The 20,563-nt window shown below is 65.4% G+C and carries 21 protein-coding genes; 6 read left to right on the top strand and 15 right to left on the bottom strand.

The annotated features are described in order from the left end of the window. The coding region (locus tag I6F16_RS22380; protein ID WP_225173994.1) for a BBE domain-containing protein at positions 1 to 293 on the top strand (293 nt) is incomplete at its 5' end. Between the two features lie 274 nt (positions 294 to 567). Next, entirely contained in the window at positions 568 to 1,296 is a 729-nt protein-coding gene (locus I6F16_RS22375) for a GNAT family N-acetyltransferase (protein ID WP_345960943.1), read from the top strand. A 96-nt stretch (positions 1,297 to 1,392) separates the two neighbouring features. Here the strand turns inward: I6F16_RS22375 and I6F16_RS22370 are convergent, their stop codons facing one another. The 8 genes from I6F16_RS22370 to topA form a co-directional block, all read right to left on the bottom strand. Continuing rightward, positions 1,393 to 1,647, bottom strand: coding sequence for a DUF3551 domain-containing protein (locus I6F16_RS22370; protein WP_074448031.1), 255 nt, complete (start codon positions 1,645 to 1,647; stop codon positions 1,393 to 1,395). A gap of 5 nt (positions 1,648 to 1,652) precedes the next feature. Then, entirely contained in the window at positions 1,653 to 1,883 is a 231-nt protein-coding gene (locus tag I6F16_RS22365; RefSeq protein WP_074448008.1) for a DUF3551 domain-containing protein, read from the bottom strand. A 280-nt stretch (positions 1,884 to 2,163) separates the two neighbouring features. Beyond that, entirely contained in the window at positions 2,164 to 2,331 is a 168-nt protein-coding gene (gene rpmG, locus I6F16_RS22360) for a 50S ribosomal protein L33 (protein WP_007603295.1), read from the bottom strand. Between the two features lie 125 nt (positions 2,332 to 2,456). Beyond that, on the bottom strand, positions 2,457 to 3,782 hold the full coding sequence (locus I6F16_RS22355) for an LLM class flavin-dependent oxidoreductase (protein WP_225113850.1): 1,326 nt from the start codon (positions 3,780 to 3,782) through the stop codon (positions 2,457 to 2,459). Positions 3,783 to 4,029: 247 nt separating this feature from the next. Then, positions 4,030 to 4,782, bottom strand: coding sequence for an NUDIX domain-containing protein (locus I6F16_RS22350; RefSeq protein ID WP_036015119.1), 753 nt, complete (start codon positions 4,780 to 4,782; stop codon positions 4,030 to 4,032). A gap of 29 nt (positions 4,783 to 4,811) precedes the next feature. Further along, a complete protein-coding gene (locus I6F16_RS22345) occupies positions 4,812 to 5,252 on the bottom strand; it encodes a DUF983 domain-containing protein (RefSeq protein WP_036015117.1) in 441 nt (146 codons plus the stop codon). Then, complete coding sequence (gene rnr / locus I6F16_RS22340) at positions 5,246 to 7,594, bottom strand: ribonuclease R (protein WP_225113851.1); 2,349 nt, start codon at positions 7,592 to 7,594, stop codon at positions 5,246 to 5,248. Before rnr ends, I6F16_RS22345 begins: the two co-directional genes overlap by 7 nt. 20 nt (positions 7,595 to 7,614) lie before the next feature. Continuing rightward, positions 7,615 to 10,371: a type I DNA topoisomerase gene (gene topA / locus I6F16_RS22335; RefSeq protein ID WP_225113852.1), complete on the bottom strand. Its 2,757-nt coding sequence runs from the start codon at positions 10,369 to 10,371 to the stop codon at positions 7,615 to 7,617. 228 nt (positions 10,372 to 10,599) lie between these two features. Between topA and I6F16_RS22330 the strand changes: the two genes are divergently transcribed. After that, the gene (locus I6F16_RS22330; RefSeq protein ID WP_225113853.1) at positions 10,600 to 10,839 is read left to right on the top strand and encodes a hypothetical protein; all 240 of its coding nucleotides are present in this window, start codon (positions 10,600 to 10,602) and stop codon (positions 10,837 to 10,839) included. A gap of 27 nt (positions 10,840 to 10,866) precedes the next feature. Here the strand turns inward: I6F16_RS22330 and I6F16_RS22325 are convergent, their stop codons facing one another. Continuing rightward, positions 10,867 to 11,334, bottom strand: coding sequence for a helix-turn-helix domain-containing protein (locus tag I6F16_RS22325; RefSeq protein WP_225113854.1), 468 nt, complete (start codon positions 11,332 to 11,334; stop codon positions 10,867 to 10,869). A 119-nt stretch (positions 11,335 to 11,453) separates the two neighbouring features. Between I6F16_RS22325 and I6F16_RS22320 the strand changes: the two genes are divergently transcribed. Next, positions 11,454 to 12,227: an SDR family oxidoreductase gene (locus I6F16_RS22320; RefSeq protein ID WP_225113855.1), complete on the top strand. Its 774-nt coding sequence runs from the start codon at positions 11,454 to 11,456 to the stop codon at positions 12,225 to 12,227. A gap of 61 nt (positions 12,228 to 12,288) precedes the next feature. Here the strand turns inward: I6F16_RS22320 and I6F16_RS22315 are convergent, their stop codons facing one another. After that, a complete protein-coding gene (locus tag I6F16_RS22315) occupies positions 12,289 to 12,897 on the bottom strand; it encodes an NAD(P)H-dependent oxidoreductase (protein WP_036015105.1) in 609 nt (202 codons plus the stop codon). 83 nt (positions 12,898 to 12,980) lie between these two features. Here I6F16_RS22315 and I6F16_RS22310 point away from each other — a divergent pair, with 83 nt between their 5' ends. Further along, positions 12,981 to 13,421 (top strand): helix-turn-helix domain-containing protein, encoded by a 441-nt coding sequence (locus I6F16_RS22310; RefSeq protein WP_036015102.1) that lies wholly within the window; start codon positions 12,981 to 12,983, stop codon positions 13,419 to 13,421. Between the two features lie 142 nt (positions 13,422 to 13,563). Here the strand turns inward: I6F16_RS22310 and dprA are convergent, their stop codons facing one another. Continuing rightward, entirely contained in the window at positions 13,564 to 14,706 is a 1,143-nt protein-coding gene (gene dprA, locus I6F16_RS22305; protein WP_225113856.1) for a DNA-processing protein DprA, read from the bottom strand. 91 nt (positions 14,707 to 14,797) lie between these two features. Between dprA and I6F16_RS22300 the strand changes: the two genes are divergently transcribed. Continuing rightward, positions 14,798 to 16,042 carry an amidase gene (locus I6F16_RS22300; RefSeq protein WP_225113857.1) on the top strand — a complete coding sequence of 415 codons (1,245 nt, stop codon included), beginning with the start codon at positions 14,798 to 14,800 and terminating at the stop codon, positions 16,040 to 16,042. Here I6F16_RS22300 and I6F16_RS22295 read toward each other — a convergent pair. The 4 genes from I6F16_RS22295 to I6F16_RS22280 form a co-directional block, all read right to left on the bottom strand. Continuing rightward, the gene (locus I6F16_RS22295; protein WP_036015096.1) at positions 16,034 to 17,233 is read right to left on the bottom strand and encodes a patatin-like phospholipase family protein; all 1,200 of its coding nucleotides are present in this window, start codon (positions 17,231 to 17,233) and stop codon (positions 16,034 to 16,036) included. The two genes, I6F16_RS22300 and I6F16_RS22295, sit on opposite strands and share 9 nt — an antisense overlap. A gap of 309 nt (positions 17,234 to 17,542) precedes the next feature. Beyond that, a complete protein-coding gene (gene plsY / locus I6F16_RS22290) occupies positions 17,543 to 18,139 on the bottom strand; it encodes a glycerol-3-phosphate 1-O-acyltransferase PlsY (protein ID WP_036015094.1) in 597 nt (198 codons plus the stop codon). Between the two features lie 47 nt (positions 18,140 to 18,186). Then, positions 18,187 to 19,488 carry a dihydroorotase gene (locus tag I6F16_RS22285; protein WP_036015131.1) on the bottom strand — a complete coding sequence of 434 codons (1,302 nt, stop codon included), beginning with the start codon at positions 19,486 to 19,488 and terminating at the stop codon, positions 18,187 to 18,189. A 5-nt stretch (positions 19,489 to 19,493) separates the two neighbouring features. Next, a complete protein-coding gene (locus I6F16_RS22280; protein ID WP_036015092.1) occupies positions 19,494 to 20,441 on the bottom strand; it encodes an aspartate carbamoyltransferase catalytic subunit in 948 nt (315 codons plus the stop codon). Positions 20,442 to 20,563 lie beyond the last annotated feature (122 nt).

Raw genomic sequence — 20,563 nt, 5'->3', positions numbered from 1 at the left:
CCGGGGATACGGCATTTGTGCATCGGCAGGAGGGCTACAATTTCCTGATCCTCGCGCAATGGACGCAGGCCAGCGATACCAGCCGCAGCATCTCGTGGGCACGCGCAACCTATGAAAGGATGCGGCCCTTCTTTGCCTCAGGACGCTATGTCAATTATCTCGACGACGATGAGACAGGCGATCCGGTTGCCGCTGCTTATGGGCGGAACTACAGGCGCCTGCAGCAGATCAAAGCGAAATACGACCCTACGAACTTCTTCCGGATGAACCAGAACATCCGGCCGCTCGCCTGATTGCCGGCTGACGATTTCTCGCTCTCATCAAGATGTGAGTAGAAACTAAGCCGCGACCCGATGCATCGTGGGCGGGGCGAGCTGACGCCCGGGAGGGACTAGAGAATGGCGGTCGTGTGCAGGCCCGCTCGCATCGACGACTTGAAGCAGGCCGATGACATCGTGGTCGCCAGCATCAATGAGCTAACCGAACGGCGGGGGTTCGGGAAGATGGCATCCTCTCGTCCGCCGAATTTTCAGGCCTTCTCGCTCGCGGATGATCCCGGGCTTATGGGTGGCCGATGACGACGGAGAAATAGTCGGCTTCGCGTGGAGTTGGGTCTGTGGCGAGCTTTGGTTCCTGGCCCAATTGTTCGTCGCGCCTGATCGTCAGAGCGACGGCATCGGCAATCAACTCATCAACAAGGCATTCGCGCATGCAGAAATGCGCGGAGCACCCATCAAGGCACTGATCACCTTCACGTTCAACAACGTATCTCAAGGCCTCTACATCCGCCACGGACTGTTCCCGCGCTTTCCGATCTACATGGTCAGCGTCCCTCGTGACCGCCTGGCGCCACGGTTGGCTGCGCCGCGGCTCCGTCTTGAATCTCTCACGGCCGACGCGATCCCATACGACAGGCTGGCGCAGATCGATGTCAGCGCAGTCGGCGTTTCCAGGGAGAAGCATCATCGATTTCTCCTTGGCGACAGCACGACGCGCGGATTCACCATCCACGCCGGCAATGAGTGCGTCGGGTACGTCTACATTTCGGGTGGACACATTGGTCCGCTTGCAGTCCACAGGCCAGATCTGGTTGAGTCCGCTTTCGCCGCTGCGTTGTCGTTCGCGGCCCAGAGCGATTGTCCGGCCATTTCGGCTTTTGTGCCGGGCGCGAGCGAGCCGGCGCTCAAGGCGGCAATCGACCACGGGATGCGGCTGACGTTCCCGATGCTGCTGATGTCAAATCGACCATTCGGAGATTGGGGTAGCTATTTCCCGCGCAATCCGGGTTTCATGTAGGGGATTCAACCGAGAAGGTCGACGTTGCGGGGCAGGCCGGAAGGCACGGAATGATGGCTGGATCGGCGCTCGTCACGGGCCGATCATGCTCTAGCCCTACCGGGGACGCGCGCTGCGGCCTGGAGGGGACGGCCGCTGCACATATGGGTTTTCCAGGCACATCGCCGAACGGCCCGCCGCGCTGGCTCTGCATTCGTCAAATGAACGATACTGGCAAGAGATGTAGGTGCCGCCGCCCCATTCCCACTCCTGCAGACATACCGGAAAATTGCCGCCGAACCGCTGCGCTGCCGCTGGACCGGGCGCGGACATGGTGATCAGGACGAAGAGCAGACAGGCAAGCGCGCGCATCATGATCAGCGCGGCCGCTGCGGAGCGTGCTGCTTGAACCTCACGCGCGGGTTCACATCGCAATAGGTGTTCGACCGCCCGGATGCCGACGCCAGGCACTGTTCCCGCGTCGAATACATGCAGTCTCCGGAAGCGCCGAGCCCTCCGCCAAAAACGCACCAGGGATAGTCATACTGAGCGTTTGCTGCGGAAGAAAATCCGATGACCATAACGACAATGAGCAGAGCGATGCGCATGCGATTCTCCCATCAAGTCAGTTGAGCGGCAACGCAAGAGGTTCGCTCCGAAAGATAGCCGCTTGACGATGCTGGCTCAACAACCACGACTCAAGCGAGTTCCTCTCGTCACGCCGGAGTGTCCCACGTGTGATCTCGCAGAGCCGGTCCGGATTTGCTTCGCTGCGCTAAGCAGCGCAGCGCTGGGTAGCAGGGTACATGAGCAGGGACATGCGAGCCGAAACGACAACGGGGCCCGCAAGGGCCCCGCAAAAAAACCTTAGCGCGCTACGCCGCGATCTTACTTGATCTTGGCTTCGCGGAATTCGACGTGCTTGCGCGCGACCGGGTCGTACTTCTTCTTGACCAGCTTGTCGGTCATGGTGCGCGAATTCTTCTTGGCAACGTAGTAGAAGCCGGTGTCGGCCGAGGACACGAGCTTGACCTTGATGGTGACCGCTTTGGCCATGTTCTGAACCTCAGAATATCAGGGGAATCTGGAGCCGGCCAAACGGCCCGCGTTGGCCGGCAACCTAGTCAGAAACGGCGGGAAGTCAAGGTTTCAGGCGGCGGAAACCGCTCAAATCGGGCCCATTAGGCCGCAAAGAACCGGTTTTTCGGCCGCGGCAGGCCCAGATTCTCCCTCAAAGTGGGCCCTTCGTACTCTTTGCGGAAAATCCCGCGCTTCTGCAGCTCCGGGACCACCTTGTCGACGAAATCGTCGAGACCGGCAGGCAGGAACGGGAACATGATGTTGAAGCCGTCGGAGCCGCGTCCGACCAGCCATTCCTCCATCTGGTCGGCGATGGTCTTGGCGGTGCCGACGAAGGACAGGCCGCCATAGCCGCCGACGCGCTGGGCGAGCTGGCGCACGGTGAGCTTCTCACGGGCGGCGAGATCGACCAGGCGCTGCCGGCCGCTCTTGCTGGCATTGGTCTCGGGGATTTCGGGAAGCGGCCCATCGGGATCGAAGCCGGAGGCATCGGTGCCGAGGATGACGGAGAGCGAGGCAATGGCGCTGTCGTAATGCACGCGGCTGTCGAGCAAAGCGCGCTTCTCCTTGGCCTCATCCACGCTGTCGCCCACGACGACGAAGGCGCCGGGGAGGATCTTCAGGTGCTCGGGGTCGCGGCCGATCTTCTCCATGCGGCCCTTGATGTCGGCATAGAGTTTCTGGCCGTCGGCGAGGCTGCCGCCGCCGGTGAACACTGCTTCCGCGGTCTCGGCGGCGAGCTGCTTGCCGTCTTCGGAGGCGCCGGCCTGCACGATCAGGGGCCAGCCTTGCACGGGGCGGGCGATGTTGAGGGGGCCGCGCACTTTGAAGTATTTGCCCTTGTGGTCGAGGGTGTGCATCCTGGCGGGATCGAAGAACAGGCCGCTCTCGACGTCGCGCATGAAGGCATCGTCGGCGAAGGAGTCCCAGAGGCCGGTGACGACGTCGTAGAACTCGCGGGCGCGCTTGTAGCGCTCGGCGTGCTCCATGTGATCGTCGAGGCCGAAATTCAGCGCCGCGTCCGGGTTCGAGGTGGTGACGATGTTCCAGCCGGCGCGGCCGCCGCTGAGATGGTCGAGCGAGGCGAAGCGGCGCGCGACGTGATAGGGCTCGTCGAACGTGGTCGAGCCGGTCGCGATCAGGCCGATGCGCTCGGTCACGGCTGACAAAGCCGACAGCAGGGTGAACGGCTCGAACGAGGTCACGGTGTGGCTGCGCTTGAGCGCGTTGATCGGCATGTTGAGCACGGCGAGGTGATCGGCCATGAAGAAGGCGTCGAACTTGCCGGCCTCGAGCTTTCGGATCAGCGTCTTGATATGGCCGAAATTGAAATTCGCGTCGGGCCAGGCCCCGGGATAGCGCCAGGCGCCGGTGTGGATGCTGATCGGGCGCATGAACGCGCCAAGCTTGAGTTGCCTTTGTGCCATCGCCCGGTGTCCGTTCTTGGTGACGCTCGCAAAGACATAGGCATGAGTGGGAACTCCGCCATTGGGGGAGGCGGGAAGAATTTTTTGTTTTTCGTAGCTCTCTCAGCACGTCATTCCGGGGCGACGCGGAGCGGCGAGCCCGGAATCCATAACCACCATCCGGAGTATGGATTCCGGGCTCGCGCCAAGAGGCGCACCCCGGAATGACGGAGGATAGACTTGATCGAACTACGCCCCAGCGCGCCAACTAGCTCAAAACGTCCTTCTGCATCTTGCCGGCGTAGAAGTGGAAGAACGGCACCGGCGCGTCGTGACGGAGCGGGCCGGTGGCGAGGCGGGTGTCGAGCTCGTTGAGCACGTTGCGCGTCATCGGATGCAGATCGGCGAGCGGTTTTGAGCCGAGCTCGACCCAGACCAATTCGACCAGCTCCGCATCGGCATGGATCACGCCTTCGACGCGGTGGGTGATCGCAGAGGCATCGGCGGTGAAGAAACGCGTGTCGAAGCGCTTGACGCGGCCGGGCGGGGTGATCGCGCGCGCGATCAGGAACAGGCTGGAGGGATCAGGCAGCAGGCCCGCATCCGCGAACGGCTGCCAGGGACCTTCGAGCTTCGGCACTTTGCCTTCGGCCTTGCGGCCGAGGCAGAGGCCGGTCTCCTCGCAGGCTTCGCGGATGGCGGCAATGGCGAGCGATTTCGCGCGCGAGGCCGGCGTCTTCGGGCTGCCCTTGGCGAGATTGGCTTCCAGTTCGGCGGTGATGGGCGCAGCGCAGGGCACGCGATAATCGGCCTTGTCGACGCGCCCACCCGGGAAGACGAATTTTCCCGGCATGAACACCACCTTGTCGTGGCGCTTGCCGACCAGCACTTTCGGAATGGCGCCGCTGCGGTCGACCAGGATCAGCGTCGCCGCATCCTTCGGGCGGAAGTAAGGATGATGATCGGCTTCCTTCTCCTCGTGAACCCTGGTCTTCTCCTCGGCCTGCGAAATATCGGTCATGTCCTCACCCGAACTGTTCTTTTACGTGTTTACACAGGCGGAATACCATCGGGAGGGTTGTCGTCAAACCCGTGCATGCGCAGAGCCCATTGCAAGCCGACCACAGCTCCCTTCACGGGCTGCAGCAGCGCGAGCGAGGCGACGAAGGTGAAGGGCAGATAGGCTGCGAAGCTGAGCCAGACCGGCGTCGAATAATTGGTCTCGATCCAGAGGATGGCCGGCACCACGATGTGGCCGACGATGACGATGACGAGATAGGCAGGCAGATCGTCGGCGCGATGCGGGGTGAAGTCGAGGCCGCATTTGGCGCAATGGTCGGCGGTCTTCAGGAAGGCGCGGAACAGCTTGCCTTCGCCGCAGCGCGGGCAGCGGCCGCGGAAGCCGCGCTTCATTGCTGACCAGACGTCGCGCTTCTCGACGAGACCGTTCTCGCGCGTCCAGATCTTTGGTGCCGTGCTCATCGTCACCATGCCTTGCCCTTCTTGCCCTTACCCTTGTTCTTTCCTTTGGCCTTCCTTCCCTTGCCGGACTTTTTCTTCTCCGGCTTGCGTTTTCGCTCCGGGCTGCGTCCGGGCTGCGGCTTGGACGATTTGCGCTGCGGACGGAGCGGCCTGCGCTGGCGCGGGCCGCTGTCGGTCTCGGACGACAGCAGCTCGAAACGCAGCGCGCCCGCGATGGGAGCGGCCTCGATCAGGCGGACGTCGACGACGTCGCCGAGCTGGTACATGGTGCCGCTGCGCGTGCCGACGAGGGCATGGCGGCTTTCGTCATAGTTGAAATATTCCGTGCCGAGGGATCGGATCGGGATCAGCCCGTCAGCGCCGGTCTCGCTGAGCTTCACGAACAGGCCGGCGCGGGTGACGCCGGAGACGCGGCCCTGGAAGCTGGCGCCGATGCGGTCGGCGAGGTGATGGGCGATCAGGCGGTCGACGGTCTCGCGCTCCGCCTTCATGGCGCGCCGCTCGGTCAGCGAGATATGCGCGGCGACTTCGCTCAAGCTTTCCGGCGTCTCGCTGTCGGGCAGGGCGCCTTCGCCAAGGCCAAGCGCACGCACCAGCGCGCGGTGCACGACGAGGTCGGCATAGCGGCGGATCGGCGAGGTGAAATGCGCATAGCGGCGCAGGTTCAGGCCGAAGTGACCGTAATTCTCTGAGGAATATTCGGCCTGCGCCTGCGCGCGCAGCACGACCTCGCTCACCAGCGGGTAATAGTCGTGGCCTTCGAGCTGGGCCAGCACGCGGTTGAACGTGGTGGGGCGCAGCGCGCCGGACTTGGCGAAGGGAACGTCCAGTGTCTCCAGGAATTCCGCGAGCGCGTGAACCTTTTCCAAGGTCGGCTCGTCGTGCACGCGGTAGATCAGCGGCAGCGATTTCTTCTCCAATGTCTCCGCTGCGGCGACGTTGGCGAGGATCATGAACTCCTCGATCAGCTTGTGCGCATCGAGACGCTCGGGGACGACGACGCGATCCACGGTGCCGTCGCTCTTCAGGAGGATCTTGCGCTCGGGCAGATCGAGATTGAGCGGATCACGCTCGTCACGCGCGCGCTTGGCGCAGGCATAGGCGGCATAGAGCGGCCTCAGGATCGGATCGAGCAGGGGGCCGGTGGTGTCATCAGGCCGGCCGTCGATCGCGGCCTGCGCCTGCGCGTAAGCGAGCTTGGCGGCCGACCGCATCAGGATGCGATGAAAACTGTGCGAGCGCTTGCGGCCGTCGGGGCCGAGCGCCATGCGCACCGCCAGCGCGCCGCGCGGCTCGCCGGGCACCAGCGAGCAGAGATTGTTGGAGATGCGCTCGGGCAGCATCGGCACGACGCGGTCCGGGAAATAGACCGAGTTGCCGCGGTCGAGCGCGTCGCGGTCGAGCGCCGTGCCCGGCCGCACGTAGAAGCTGACATCGGCGATGGCGACGTTGACGATGAAGCCGCCCTTGTTGTTGGGATCCGGATCGGGCTCGGCATGCACCGCGTCGTCGTGATCCTTGGCGTCGGGCGGATCGATGGTGACGAGCGGGACGTCGCGCCAGTCCTCGCGGCCTTTCAGATTGGCGGGCTCTGCCGCTTCCGCCTCGCGCTCGGCGGCGGAGGAGAATTGCAAGGGGATGTCGTGGGCGTAGATCGCGATCAGGCTGATCGCCTTTTCCGACTTGACCGAGCCGAGCTTCTCTTTCACCCGGCCGGAGGCGAGGCCAAAGCCGCGGGTGCGGACGATGTCGACGCTGACGAGGTCGCCATCCTCAGCGCCGCCCGTATCGGTCCTCGCGATGTTCAGCTCGCGGTCGGCGAACTTCTTGTCGACGGGGACGAGCCGTCCGCCGCCCTCCGGCAGGCTGCGGAAGACGCCGAGGATGCGGCTCTTGGCCTTGTCGATGACCTTGATGATGCGGCCGCGATAGGCGGGACCTTCATCGTCATCGCTGCGTTCGACGCGCAGCAGCGCGCGGTCGCCGACGCCGGCGGCGGTGCCGGGCCTCGGCCGGCGCGGCATCTCGATGAGGATCTTTGGCGGCTCGCCGTTCTCGACCTCGTCCCATTCGGCGGGGGAGGCGATCAATTCGCCATCGGAGTCGCGGCCGGTGATGTCGGCGAGCAGCGTCGGCGGCAGCGCGTCCGGCTCGGAGACCTTGTGGCGCTTCTTCTTGATGATGCCGTCGTCGGCGAGCTCGCGCAGCATGCGCCTGAGCTCGGCGCGATCGGCGTTCTTCAGGCCGAACTCGCGCGCGATGTCGCGAGTCCCGACCTTTCCTGGATTTGCCTTGATGAAGGCGACGATGGCTTGCCTGTCGGGAAAGCCACGGTCTGTCTTTGGTTTCACTTAACCTCTAATTCTTGATCTCAGGTCTTGCCGGCACTCTTCTTGGCGGGAGCCTTGGTGGCGGCTGCCTTGGTCGGCGACGTCTTTGCGGTCGACGGCACGGCGGCGCGCGCCTTGCTGGTGGATTCGGATTTGGATTTGGCCGCGGCTTTCTTCGCAGCCGGCTTCTTCGGCTTCGGTGCGGCGTCCTCGCCGTCCGCAGCCTTCTCTGACGCTTTCTTGGCCTTGGCCGGCTTAGCCGCCTTCTTGGCCTTGCCGCCGCCCTTGCCGCCACCCTTGGCGGCGCGCTCGTCGATCAGCGCGATCGCCTGCGGCAGCGTGATGGTGTCCTTCTCGAACTCGGCCGGGATCGTCGCGTTGACGCCGCCCGCGGTGACATAGGCGCCGTAACGGCCGCTCTTCACGGTGACGGTGCCAAGCGTCGGATGATCGCCGAGCGCCTTGCCGGGATCGGCGCCGAAGCGGCGGCTCGGGCCCTTGGCAACCTTCTCCGCGATCAGCGTCACCGCACGATTGAGGCCGATGTCGAATACCTCGTCGCCGGCCTCTAAGCTCGCATAGGTCTTCTCGTGCTTCACGAACGGTCCGAAGCGGCCGAGGCCCGCGGTGATCGGCTGGCCGGTCTCCGGATGCTTGCCGATCTCGCGCGGCAGCGACAGCAGCTTCAGCGCAAGCTCGAGATCGACGTCGCTGGGCGAGGTGCCCTTCGGAATGCCGGCGCGCTTGGGCTTCTCGCCTTCCTCATAATCCTTCTGCTCGCCGAGCTGGATATAGGGGCCGAAGCGGCCGGCCTTGACCCAGACATCGCGACCCGTGTCGGGATCCTGGCCGAGCGAACGGTCAGCAGTCGCCTCGCCATCGGCGGCGAGCTGACGGGTGTAGCGGCATTCCGGATAGTTCGAGCAGCCGACGAAGGCGCCGAACTTGCCGGCCTTGAGGTTCAGCCGGCCGGTGCCGCAGTTCGGGCACTGCCTGATATCGCCGCCATCGGCGCGGGGCGGATAGATGTGCTGGCCCAGCATGTCATCGAGCACGTCGAGCACCTGGGCGACGCGCAGCTCCTTGATGTCGTCGACGGCGCCGATGAAGCCGGTCCAAAAGTCCTTCAGAACCTGCTGCCAGGAGATCTCGTTGTTGGAGATACGGTCGAGCTGCTCTTCGAGGCTCGCCGTAAAGTCGTACTCGACATAGCGGGCAAAGAAGCTTTCGAGGAAGGCGACCACGACGCGGCCCTTGTCCTCGCCGTGCAGACGCTTCTTCTCCAGCTTGACGTAGCCGCGGTCCTTCAGGACCTGGAGGATGGAGGCATAGGTCGAGGGCCGGCCGATGCCGAGCTCCTCCATGCGCTTGACGAGCGATGCTTCCGAGAATCGCGGCGGCGGCTCGGTGAAATGCTGGGTGACGGACAGGCTCTGCCGTTTCACGGCCTCGCCCTGGCTCATCGCGGGCAGGCGGCGGGAATCCTCGTCCTCCTCGTCGTCGCGGCCTTCCTGGTAGAGCGCGAGGAAGCCGTCGAACTTGACGACCTGGCCGGTGGCGCGCAGCTCCAGCGTACGAGAGCCCGCCTTCGCCGTGATGTCGACGGTGGTCCGCTCGAGCTCGGCGGATTCCATCTGGCTCGCGATGGTGCGCTTCCAGATCAGCTCATACAGCTTGGCCTGATCGGCATCGAGCTTGCGGCTCATGCTGTCGGGGCGGCGGGAGAGGTCGGTCGGGCGGATCGCTTCGTGCGCTTCCTGGGCGTTCTTGGCCTTGGCCTGGTACTGGCGCGGGCTATCCGGCACGTAGGCGTTGCCGTAATCCTCGCCGATCACCTTGCGCGCCTGGTTGATCGCCTCGGGGGCGATCTGCACGCCGTCGGTACGCATATAAGTAATGAGTCCGGTGGTCTCGCCACCGATGTCGATGCCTTCATAAAGACGCTGGGCGATGCGCATCGTATGCGCCGGCGCAAAGCCGTATTTGCGGCTGGCTTCCTGCTGCAGCGTCGAGGTGGTGAAGGGCGCCTGCGGATTGCGACGGGCCGGCTTGGCGTCGACCGCGGTGACCGCGTAAGTCGCCAGTTCCAGCGCCTTCTTGAAGTCTTCGGCTTCCGCGCCGGTGCCGATGTCGAGGCGCTGGATCTTCTTGCCGTCGGCGCCGACGAGGCGGGCCTCGAAGGCGTCGCCCCGCGGGGTGAGCAGGGTCGCGATCAGCGACCAATATTCGCGGGCTACGAACTTCTCGATCTCGAGCTCGCGGTCGCAGACGAGGCGCAGCGCCACCGACTGCACGCGGCCGGCCGAGCGGGCGCCCGGCAGCTTGCGCCAGAGCACGGGGGAGAGGGTGAAGCCGACCAGATAGTCGAGCGCACGGCGCGCCATGTAGGCGTCGACCAGGGCGCCGTCGATCTCGCGCGGATGCTTCATCGCCTCCGAGACGGCCTGCTTGGTGATGGCGTTGAACACCACGCGCTCGATCTTCTGATCCTTCAGCGCGCGCTTCTCCTTCATCACCTCGAGCACGTGCCAGGAGATGGCTTCGCCCTCGCGATCGGGGTCGGTGGCGAGAATCAGGCGGTCGGCACCCTTCAGCGACTTCGCGATATCGTTGAGCCGGCCGGCCGCCTTGGGGTCGACCTCCCAGATCATCTTGAAATTGGCGTCGGGATCGACGGAACCGTTCTTCGCCGGGAGATCGCGGACATGGCCGAACGAGGCCAGAACCTCATAGGACGAGCCCAGATATTTGTTGATCGTCTTGGCTTTCGCCGGCGACTCCACAATGACGATATTCATTTAGTTCCAGTGGCTTACGGGAAAATCTTGCGCCGAAAACGAAAGGACTCGGGTCGGCCGTTTCGACCCGAACATGGGTGGTGAGCGGCCCCCTGTCAAATCGTGTGGTGTTGAAAGGCGCCGCAATGGGAAAAGTTTCATATCGAAAAAGTTGCAGAATACCACCTTTGAGTTGCGGCTGATGTGGGCGTAATGTCCTGTCGGGGCATGGATTCAGGTGGGGTACTGGTGACCAAGCCAGGAAAAAAACGGGCGCGCGCCGGATTCGGCGCGCCGGGGGGCACGCGTCACGAGGAACCGGGGGAGGGCGGTGCGGACGAGGCCGTGGCCTTCATCGCCGAGCAGACCGGGGCCTTACGCAAGCTGGCCGAGCGCCACAAGCTGGACGTGCTGCATTATCTCTTAGGCATGACCAAGCTCGAGGCCGACGAGCACCTGCGGCTACGGACCAAGCGCAAGCTGTCGTGATGGCGGTGGGGGTACCACTTGGGACTTTCACGCCGACTTGCGTCGCGGTGCCGGCCGCGGCTTTAGCGTGGTGTCGGCCGGGCTGAGCAGGCGGCCATCTTCGGCGCGCATTTCCAGCTTCTTCACCGGACGGCCCTTCGCGCGATCGACCAGCATCGTCGCAATCTCCTCGGGGCGGTCGTCGAACTCCTCGCTCCACTGCCGCAGCGCGACCAGGATCGGGAAAGTGCCGCGGCCCTTCGGCGTCAGCACATATTCCTGATAGGCACTGCCGTCGGAGGCGGGGGCGGTTTCGAGAATGCCGTGGTCGAGCAGCGATCGCAGCCGCGCCGCCAGAATGTTCTTGGCCATGCCGAGCTTGTTCTGAAACTCGCCGAAGCGGCGGACGCCGAACAGCGCCTCGCGGATGATCAAGAGCGACCACCAGTCGCCGAGCGCCTCCAGTGACCGCGCGATCGGGCAGGCATCACCCTCGAAGCTCGTCCGTTTCACCATCGTTCGTCCTTTCGCATTCACACGCCGCCAGCGCCGATCACGCGCTTGTGTGGTTGCATCATAAAACTAGATGGCCTAGATGGCAACGTAGTTTCATTATGCAACTACTGGAGGCGAGCGTGAGACTGAAGGACAAGACGGCGCTGATCACCGGCGGCAATAGCGGCATCGGGCTGGCAACGGCAAAACTGTTCGTGGCCGAGGGCGCCAAGGTGGTGATCACCGGGCGCAACAAGGAGACGCTGGCGGCGGCCGCGAAGGAGCTCGGGCCGAACGCGCTCGCGCTGCCAGCCGACGCGACGGACATCGCGGCGACGGAAGCTGCAATCAAGCAGGGCGCGGAGAAATTCGGCAGGTTCGACATCGTGTTCGCCAATGCCGGCATCGCCGGCGGCACACCGCTAGGATCGGCGATACCAGAGGTGTTCGAGAAGGTGATCAGCACGAACCTCACCGGCGTGTTCTTCACCGTTCAATCCGCGCTGCCCCATCTCAACGACAACGCCTCGATCATCCTCAACGGCTCGGTAATCTCGGTGCTCGGCATTCCCGGCTACTCGGCCTATGGCGCGGCGAAGGCCGGCGTGCGGGCGATGGCGCGGATCATGGCTTCAGAACTGTCGCCGCGCGGCATCCGCGTCAACGTGGTCGCGCCGGGTGCGATCCGCACCCCGATCTGGGGGCCTGCGACCGCGACACCGGAAGCCGAGAAGGTGTTCGAGAAGCGGATCGGGCTGATGACGCCGCTCGGCCGCCTCGGTGAAACCGATCACGTGGCGAAGACGGTGCTGTTCCTCGCCTCCGACGATTCCGCGCATGTGCAGGGCCAGGAAATCTTCGTCGACGGCGGCGCGGTGGCCTCGCCGAGCGGCGCGCCGATCTATCGCGGCTGATCAAATCAAGCGAACCTGCTCGGGCGCAACATTCGCGTTGCGCCCGAAGTGTTAGCCACGGCTAGGCTGCGCTCAGGCTTGTTGCCGATTGGAGCGCACCAGCGATCGCCTTCTCGCGGTGCTCCGGCCCGAGTTGGATACCGTCGGCCGGGATGAATTCGACGCTGGTGATACCCATGAAGCCGAACACCCAGCGCAGGTAGGTTTCGAGATGCTCGCCGGCTGCGTAAGGCGTCTCTGCGCCGTAGTGGCCGCCGCGCGAGATGGCCACGATCACGCGTTTGCTGCCGGCGAGTCCCTCCGGCCCGGCCGCGCCGTACCTAAAAGTCTTCCCCGCCACCAGGATGCGGTCGATCCAGGCCTTGAGCTGGCTCGGAATGGTGAAATTGTACATGGGCGCGCCGATCACGACGATGTCGGCGGCCAGGAACTCCTCCAGCGCCGCGGCGCTTGCGGCAAGGTCGGGCCCGAGTTCCGCCGGCGCGGGGGCGCCTTGCGCGGCCGCCAGATGCGAGGCGGAGAGGTGGGCGAGCGGAGTCTGGGTCAGGTCGCGGTAGACGACTTGAAGCGAGGGCGCCGCCTGCCGGAGCCGGTCGACGATGGCGGCGGAAACCTGCCGGCTGACGGAGTGGGGGCCGAGCACGCTGGAGTCGACATGGAGGAGTTTCATGTGGGGTCACCCTGGTATAAGTTTGTAACCAGCGCTACATGTGTGACTATCGAAATCCCCGCAAGAACGCACTTTTTTGAGCCATGGGCACATCATTGAAACCTGCGCACACCGAATTGCCCGCAATGCTGCGGCCAAATCCGAGACTGGATACCAGGCCCATGCCGGATCCCAACCATGCGGATTGCCGTGGGGTCGCCTCCGTGCTGTCCCGCGTCGGCGACAAATGGAGCGTGTTCGTCATCATGATGCTGAGCGACGGGCCAAAGCGCTTCAACGAGCTCAAGCGCATGATCAACGGCATCTCGCAGCGGATGTTGACCCTGACGCTGCGCGGCCTCGAGCGCGACGGCCTCGTTACGCGCACGATCTTTCCGACCATCCCGCCGCGGGTGGACTATGAGCTGACCGATCTCGGCCGCGGCCTGTCGCGCCCCGTCGAGGCGCTCGGCAAATGGGCGAAGGACCATCTGGATCAGATCGAGGCCGCGCGCACGAAGTTCGACCAGCGCAACGACGGCTAGCGTTGCGCCTCGATAGTTCATCCCGTCATTCCGGGGCCTGAGCGAAGCGAGGGAGCCCGGAATCCATTTGGCCACAGATCAAGTGGATGAATGGATTCCGGGCTCGCGACTTCGTCGCGCCCCGGAATGACACCTGGGGAGGCTAAACCAGCGACACCAATCCGCCGCCCTGGCGTTCGAGCTTGCCGGCGAGCTCGAGCTCCAGCAGCACGGTGCGCACGATCGCGGGCGAGGCGCCGGACATCCGGACGAGGTCGTCGATCGTAACAGGGGCAGGGCCGAGCAGGGCAGTGATCTGGTCGCGATCATGGCTTTGCGGATCGCTCTCGAACGGCTCGCTGTCGGGCTCGCCCGCGGGATGCATCAGCGGCCGCTCCATGATCGGCTGAACCGCGTTGACGATGTCGGCAGCTTCCGTGACGAGCGTTGCGCCCTGCTTGATCAGGTCGTTGGTGCCGGCGGCGCGCGGATCGAGCGGCGAGCCCGGGACGGCGAACACTTCGCGGCCCTGTTCGGCCGCCATGCGTGCTGTGATCAGCGAGCCCGAGCGGTGCGCCGCCTCGATCACGACGACGCCGAGCGAAGCGCCCGAGATCAATCGGTTGCGCCGGGGAAAGTCGCGGGCGCGCGGCTCATGGCCGAGCGGCATTTCGGAGATCGCAGCGCCGGCGTGGTCGAGGATCGCGGCGAGCAGGTCGCCATGCTCGGGCGGATAGATGCAGTCGTGGCCGCCGGCGAGCACCGCGATCGTGCCGCTCTCGACGCTGGTGCGATGCGCGGCCTGGTCGACGCCGCGGGCGAGCCCGGAGATGACCACGAAGCCGGCTTCGCCGAGCTCGCGCGCGAGCTGGCCGGCAAATTTGAGGCCGGCGCCGGAGGCGTTGCGCGAGCCGACGATCGCGATCATCGGCCGCATCAGGGATTTGGTGTCGCCGCGCACCGCGAGCAGCGGCGGCGCATCGTCGATCATCGCCAGCCGCTCCGGATAGCCGTCCTCGCCGGGCGCGCGCCAGGCCATGCCGAACTTGCGGCTCGCGGCGAGCTCGGCCTTTGCTTCATCCGCGCTGCAGATGCGCGCCGATCGCGCCGCGCCGCCGCGGCGGGCGAGATCGGGCAGCCGCTCCAGCGCGGCGCGCGGGCTGCCGAAATGATCGACCAGCGAGCGGAAGGTGCGCGGCCCGACATTGTCGGAACGGATCAGCCGCAGCCGGTCGATCCGCTCAGCCTCGGTCAGCTCCACGCTTCTGTTGATGGCGTCCACGGCGTCTCCTTGCAGCGACAGCATGGAACAACCAGAGGGCGTTGCGCAACAGGGACGTGCGCTTGCACGACCTCGCTGCGATGCTAAAAGCGATGCCAATAAGAAGGATGTTGTCATGATCTCACTCGCCGACCTCCAGCGCCGCATTGAAGCGGGGGAGCTTTCGCCCGACGCCGCCATCGCTCAGTCGCATGCGGCGATCGAAGCCAAGGAGAAGGACGTTCAGGCTTTCGTCCGGCACGACAAATCCGCGAGAGCGCAAGCCTCGGGCCCGCTGCGCGGCATTGCCGTCGGCATCAAGGACATCATCGACACCGCTGACATGCCGACCGAGATGGGCTCGGAGATCTATCGCGGCTGGCAGCCGCGCGCCGATGCGCCGGTCGTGATGATGCTGAAGCGAGCCGGGGCCACCATCATCGGCAAGACCACCACGACCGCGTTCGCCTCGCGCGATCCGACGCCGACGCGCAATCCGCACAATACGGCGCATTCGCCCGGCGGCTCGTCCTCGGGTTCGGCGGCGGCGGTCGGCGCCGGCATGATCCCGCTGGCGCTGGGCACCCAGACCGGCGGCTCGGTGATCCGGCCCGCGGCCTATTGCGGGACGGCCGCGATCAAGCCGTCGTTCCGGATGCTGCCGACCGTCGGCGTCAAGTGCTATTCATGGGCGCTCGACACGGTCGGCCTGTTCGGCGCCCGCGCGGAGGATCTTGCGCGCGGTCTCTTGGCGATGACGGGGCGCACGGAATTCTCCGGTATCACACCGGCCAAGTCGCCGCGTATCGGCGTGGTCAGGCAGGAGTTCGCAGGCGCCGTGGAGCCGGCCGCCGAAGAGGGGCTGCAGGCTGCGATCAGGGCGGCGATGCGCGCCGGTGCCAGCGTGCAGACCATTGATCTGCCCGAGGCGGTGCAGGAGGCCTGGCGCATCCACCCGATCATCCAGGATTATGAAGCGCATCGCGCGCTCGCCTGGGAATTTTCGGAACGTCACGACGAGATCGCGCCGATGCTGCGCGCCAGTCTCGATGCGACGGTCGGGCTGACGCCGAAAGACTATGACGAGGCGCGCCGCATCAGCCGTCGCGGCCGCCGCGAGCTCAGTGAATTGTTCGAAGGCTTCGACGTGCTGCTGACCTATTCCGCGCCCGGCACCGCGCCGGCCAAGGAGCTCGCGACCACCGGCGATCCCCGCTACAACCGGCTGTGGACGCTGATGGGCAATCCTTGCGTCAACGTGCCGGTGCTCAAGGTCGGTGGCCTGCCTGTTGGCGTGCAGGTGATCGCACGCTTCGGCAACGATCCGCTGGCGCTCGCGGCGGCTTGGTTCCTGGAGGACGCGCTGGCGAAATCAGGCTAGCACAGGTTCGGAAGGAGCGAGGGCCTGAGCGGGCGCTGAGGGCGCTGCGCCGGCTCCTGCACCTTGCCCGAGCCATTGCTCGGCGGCTGCGCGGCCGCTCCGGTGCAGCAGGCGAATGAAGCCGCGGCCGAGATCGGTGGATGAGCGCTGCGCCAGGCCGTCAAGGGAGTCTTCCGCCGCGATCCTGGTGAGCCGCAGCGGAGAGGCCATGTGCGACTGCGCCCATTCGATCGCGGAGATCTCGGCATTGAGCGCGGCGTTCGCCGCGATCTGGTCGAGCCGGCGGTCGATCGCGGCGAGCGTGATCGGCACATAGCTGTCGCGCGTCGGCGTGACCTGGACCAGCAGCAGATCCGTTGCCGCCGTGTCCTGCACCAGGCGCAGCAGCGGCGGATTGCCGCCGAAGCCGCCGTCCCAATAGGCCTCGCCATCGATCTCGACCGCACAATGGACCAGCGGAGGACAGGTCGAGGCCAGCGCGACGTCGGCGGTGATGGCCTCGTTGCCGAAAATCTGCTGCTGCCCGTCGCGGATCCGCGTCGCCGCGATCAGCAGTTTTGGGCACCGCGCATGGCGCAGGACGGAAAAATTGATGTCGCGGGAGACCGCCTGCCGCAGCGGATCGAGATCGAACGGATCGAACTGCCCGGAGCGCAGGGTCGGGCCGAACGCGACCGAGCTTCCCGCCGGCGAAAAGCCGCCGATCAGCATCAGTGAGCGGAACGAGGCCTCGTGCATCAGCCGGACCCAGAACCGGTTCAGCCGGGAGCGTGCGCCTTCACGGCCGCCTTCGGCCAGGCCGCAAGCGAGGAGCAGCGCATTGATGGCGCCGGCGCTGGCGCCGCTGACGGTGTCGATCTCGATGGAGGTCTCTTCGAGCAGGCGCTCCAGCACGCCCCAGGTGAAGGCCGCAAAGGTGCCGCCGCCCTGCAGCGCCAGCGAAAGCTTTCGCGGCGGCCATTGCTCGGAACGCGCCCGCGCGGGCGCGACCGGTGCAGCCTTGGCGACGGCGACATCGAGCGGAGCGTCAGGCTTGACTGCAGGCTCCGGCTGCGGCGCTGGCCGTGCAGCGGGCGCGGGCAGCGGCGCGTCGGACCAGATATTGGTCGCCGAGAGCAGCCGGCTTGCTGCAGTGCCGGAAGCACCGAGCGAGCCGATCCCGTCATTCACGCCGACAATCTTCTCGCTCATTCTGAGCAACCGCCTAACGCCGTTTCCCGTATCAGGATGACAGGCATGGAACCAGTTCGCTACAGCCTGCCGTGACTCGCAGGAGAATTGCGAACAGGATTTGGCATATAATGCGGAAGGGGTGCGGCGGTATCCGTACTTTTTCCGACCTCAAATTCTTGTTTGAGGCGTTGTCGCGACGCGAACCGGAATCCAATTCGCTCGAAAACGCTCTAAGCGCGATGCGATTAGGAATCGTCATCACGCTTTAGGTTATTGTTTGAGCATGATCTTTTCGGAAAACCGCTTCGCACTTTTCCGGATCATGCTCTAGGCCTTCTCGCCGATCCGGCTTTCCTTGCCCGCTTGCAGGCGCTTGATGTTCTCGCGATGCGCGTAGAACAACAGCAGGGTCAGCACGGCGGCGAGCGCCGACAATGCGAGATGACCGAACCACCAGAGGAACATCGGTGTGATGAACGCCGCCACCAGCGCCGAGAGCGAGGAATAGCGGGTGGTGAAGGCGGTCGCCAGCCAGAGCAGGCAGAACACGACGGCGCCCGGCCAGAACAGCCCCAGCAGGATGCCGATATACACCGCGACGCCCTTGCCGCCTTTGAACTTCAGCCAGACCGGGAAGAGGTGGCCGAGGAAAGCGCCGAGCCCGGCTACCATTGCGGCGTAGGGGCCTGCGATGTAGCCGGCGATCACCACCGCCACGGTGCCCTTGAGCGCGTCGAACAGCAGGGTTCCCGCGGCGAGGCTCTTGCGTCCGGTGCGCAGCACGTTGGTGGCGCCGATGCTGCCGGAGCCGATCGAGCGGATATCCTGGGTGCCCGCGAGCCTGGTCAGGATCAGCCCGAACGGAATCGAGCCGAGGAGATAGCCGATGACGAAAGCCACCGGCAGAAACGGTTCAAGCGCCATGGCGGCATCTCCAAAGGCCCATTCTCCACGTCGAACGAAGCCGCACGTCAGACATGCTCATATACCGTTCGTCCGCCGACAATGGTGCGCACCACCCGGCCTGTAAAGCGGGCCTCGTCGAACGGGGTGTTCTTGCAGGGCGACTTGAGGTCGGCGGGATCGACCACCCAGGGCACGTCGGGGTCGATCACGATGACATCCGCGGGGCTGCCGGCGCGCAGGGTTCCGCCCGACAGGCCGAGCAGCTCGGCCGGGCGGGTCGACATCGCGCGGATCAGCGTCTTCAGCTCGATCTCGCCATTGTGGACCAGCCGCAGGCCGGCCGGCAGCATGGTCTCGAGCCCGACGGCGCCGGGCGCGGCTTCCGCGAACGGCAGGCGCTTGCCCTCGACGTCCTGCGGATTGTGGTCGGACATGATGACATCGAGCAGACCGGAGCCGATCGCCGCCACCAGGGCGCGGCGGTCGTCCTCGGTGCGCAGCGGCGGCGACAGCTTCAGGAACGAACGGTAAGGACCGATGTCGTTCTCGTTCAGCGCCAGATGATTGATCGAGACCGAGGCGCTGACGGCGAGCCCGGCATCGCGCGCGCGCTGAAGGATGTCGAGGGAATCGATGCAGGTCAGCGACGCCGCGTGGTAGCGGCCGCCGGTGAGGGCGACGAGGCGCAGATCGCGCTCCAGCATCACGGCTTCGGCGGCATTCGGGATGCCCATCAGGCCGAGCCGCGAGGCAAACTCGCCCTCATTCATCACGCCTTCGCCGACAAGATCGGGGTCCTCGGTGTAATGCACGATCAGCGCGTCGAAATCGCGCGCATAGGTCAGCGCGCGGCGCATCACCTGCGCATTGGTCACGCTTCTGGCGCCATCGCTGAAGGCGACGGCGCCAGCGGCTTTGAGCAGGCCGAACTCGGTCATCTCCTGGCCGTGCATGCCCTTGGTGAGGGCGGCCATCGGCTGGATGTTGACGATCGCGGTGTCGCGGGCGCGGCGCATCACAAAGTCGACCGTTGCCGAATTGTCGATCACCGGCGAGGTGTCGGGCTGGCAGATGATGGTGGTGATGCCGCCGGTCGCGGCCGCCTGGCTCGCGGTGGCAAAGGTCTCGCGGTGGCTGAAGCCGGGTTCGCCGACGAAGGCGCGCATGTCGATCAGGCCGGGTGCGACGATCTTGCCGGAGCAATTGACGATGTCGGTGCCCTCGGGGACGCCGGCCGCGCCGATGCCGCGGCGGGTCTCGCGGATGCTGCCGTCCGCGATCAGAACGTCGCCGACGCCGTCGAAATCCCTGGAGGGATCGACGACGCGGGCATTGGCCAGCAGGATGGGGCGGCGATCGGTCAGCATCGGCATCACGCGTTCGGCAGGTTACGGGCGAGCGCTTCCAGCACCGCCATGCGCACGGCGACGCCCATCTCCACCTGCTCGCGGATCAGGGATTGCGCACCGTCGGCGACGGCCGTGTCGATTTCGACGCCGCGGTTCATGGGGCCGGGATGCATCACGAGCGCGTCCGGCTTGGCGTAAGCGAGCTTCTTCTGGTCGAGCCCGAAATAGTGGAAGTATTCGCTCGACGAGGGCACGAAGGAGCCGTTCATGCGCTCGCGCTGCAGCCGCAGCATCATGACGATGTCGGCGCCGTTGAGACCCTCGCGCATGTCGCGCGCGACCTCGACGCCCATGCGCTCGATGCCCGGCGGCAGCAGCGTGGAGGGCCCGACGACGCGGACGCGGGCGCCCATGGTGTTGAGCAGGATGATGTTGGAGCGGGCGACGCGCGAATGCATCACGTCGCCGCAGATCGCGACCACGAGCCCCTCGATCCGACCCTTGTTGCGGCGGATGGTGAGCGCGTCGAGCAGCGCCTGGGTCGGATGCTCGTGCGCGCCGTCGCCGGCATTGATCACGGAACCGTCGACCTTGCGGGCCAGCAGTTCCACGGCGCCGGAGGCGTGATGGCGCATCACCAGGATGTCCGGGTGCATCGCATTGAGCGTCATCGCGGTGTCGATCAGTGTCTCGCCCTTCTTGATGGACGAGGAGGCGACCGACATGTTCATGACGTCGGCGCCCAGCCGCTTGCCCGCAAGCTCGAACGAGGATTGGGTCCGGGTGGAGGCCTCGAAGAACAGGTTCACCTGCGTCCGTCCGCGCAGGACGGTGCGCTTCTTGTCAACCTGGCGGTTGAGCTCGACATATTCTTCGGACAGGTCGAGGAGGCCGCTGATGTCGGCCGCGGAAAGGCCCTCGATGCCCAGCAAATGCCGGTGGCCGAGGACGAAGGTCGATTTCGATGTCATTAAAAGCAGAGCTATAGGGGCGGACGGCGGGGGGAGCAAGCTTCAAATCCCGCCGCCGGACTTATCCACGGCGCTTTGCGGTGGAGGCGGCGCCGCCAGCCGGTGTTCGGGGCAGCCGCTTT

It is taken from the genome of Bradyrhizobium sp. IC4060 (genome assembly GCF_020193715.1).
Lineage (GTDB): Bacteria > Pseudomonadota > Alphaproteobacteria > Rhizobiales > Xanthobacteraceae > Bradyrhizobium > Bradyrhizobium yuanmingense.
This window is presented reverse-complemented; position numbering and strand designations above follow the sequence as displayed.

Bases quoted from the DNA above. Each gene is read 5' to 3' on its own strand.
- I6F16_RS22370 (WP_074448031.1), bottom strand. From the start codon at position 1,647: ATGCGCGCGCTTGCCTGTCTGCTCTTCGTCCTGATCACCATGTCCGCG.
- I6F16_RS22365 (WP_074448008.1), bottom strand. From the start codon at position 1,883: ATGCGCATCGCTCTGCTCATTGTCGTTATGGTCATCGGATTTTCTTCC.
- rpmG (WP_007603295.1), bottom strand. From the start codon at position 2,331: ATGGCCAAAGCGGTCACCATCAAGGTCAAGCTCGTGTCCTCGGCCGAC.
- I6F16_RS22355 (WP_225113850.1), bottom strand. From the start codon at position 3,782: ATGGCACAAAGGCAACTCAAGCTTGGCGCGTTCATGCGCCCGATCAGC.
- I6F16_RS22350 (WP_036015119.1), bottom strand. From the start codon at position 4,782: ATGACCGATATTTCGCAGGCCGAGGAGAAGACCAGGGTTCACGAGGAG.
- I6F16_RS22345 (WP_036015117.1), bottom strand. From the start codon at position 5,252: ATGGTGACGATGAGCACGGCACCAAAGATCTGGACGCGCGAGAACGGT.
- topA (WP_225113852.1), bottom strand. From the start codon at position 10,371: ATGAATATCGTCATTGTGGAGTCGCCGGCGAAAGCCAAGACGATCAAC.
- I6F16_RS22325 (WP_225113854.1), bottom strand. From the start codon at position 11,334: ATGGTGAAACGGACGAGCTTCGAGGGTGATGCCTGCCCGATCGCGCGG.
- I6F16_RS22315 (WP_036015105.1), bottom strand. From the start codon at position 12,897: ATGAAACTCCTCCATGTCGACTCCAGCGTGCTCGGCCCCCACTCCGTC.
- I6F16_RS22310 (WP_036015102.1), top strand. From the start codon at position 12,981: ATGGGCACATCATTGAAACCTGCGCACACCGAATTGCCCGCAATGCTG.
- dprA (WP_225113856.1), bottom strand. From the start codon at position 14,706: ATGCTGTCGCTGCAAGGAGACGCCGTGGACGCCATCAACAGAAGCGTG.
- I6F16_RS22300 (WP_225113857.1), top strand. From the start codon at position 14,798: ATGATCTCACTCGCCGACCTCCAGCGCCGCATTGAAGCGGGGGAGCTT.
- I6F16_RS22295 (WP_036015096.1), bottom strand. From the start codon at position 17,233: ATGAGCGAGAAGATTGTCGGCGTGAATGACGGGATCGGCTCGCTCGGT.
- plsY (WP_036015094.1), bottom strand. From the start codon at position 18,139: ATGGCGCTTGAACCGTTTCTGCCGGTGGCTTTCGTCATCGGCTATCTC.
- I6F16_RS22285 (WP_036015131.1), bottom strand. From the start codon at position 19,488: ATGCTGACCGATCGCCGCCCCATCCTGCTGGCCAATGCCCGCGTCGTC.
- I6F16_RS22280 (WP_036015092.1), bottom strand. From the start codon at position 20,441: ATGACATCGAAATCGACCTTCGTCCTCGGCCACCGGCATTTGCTGGGC.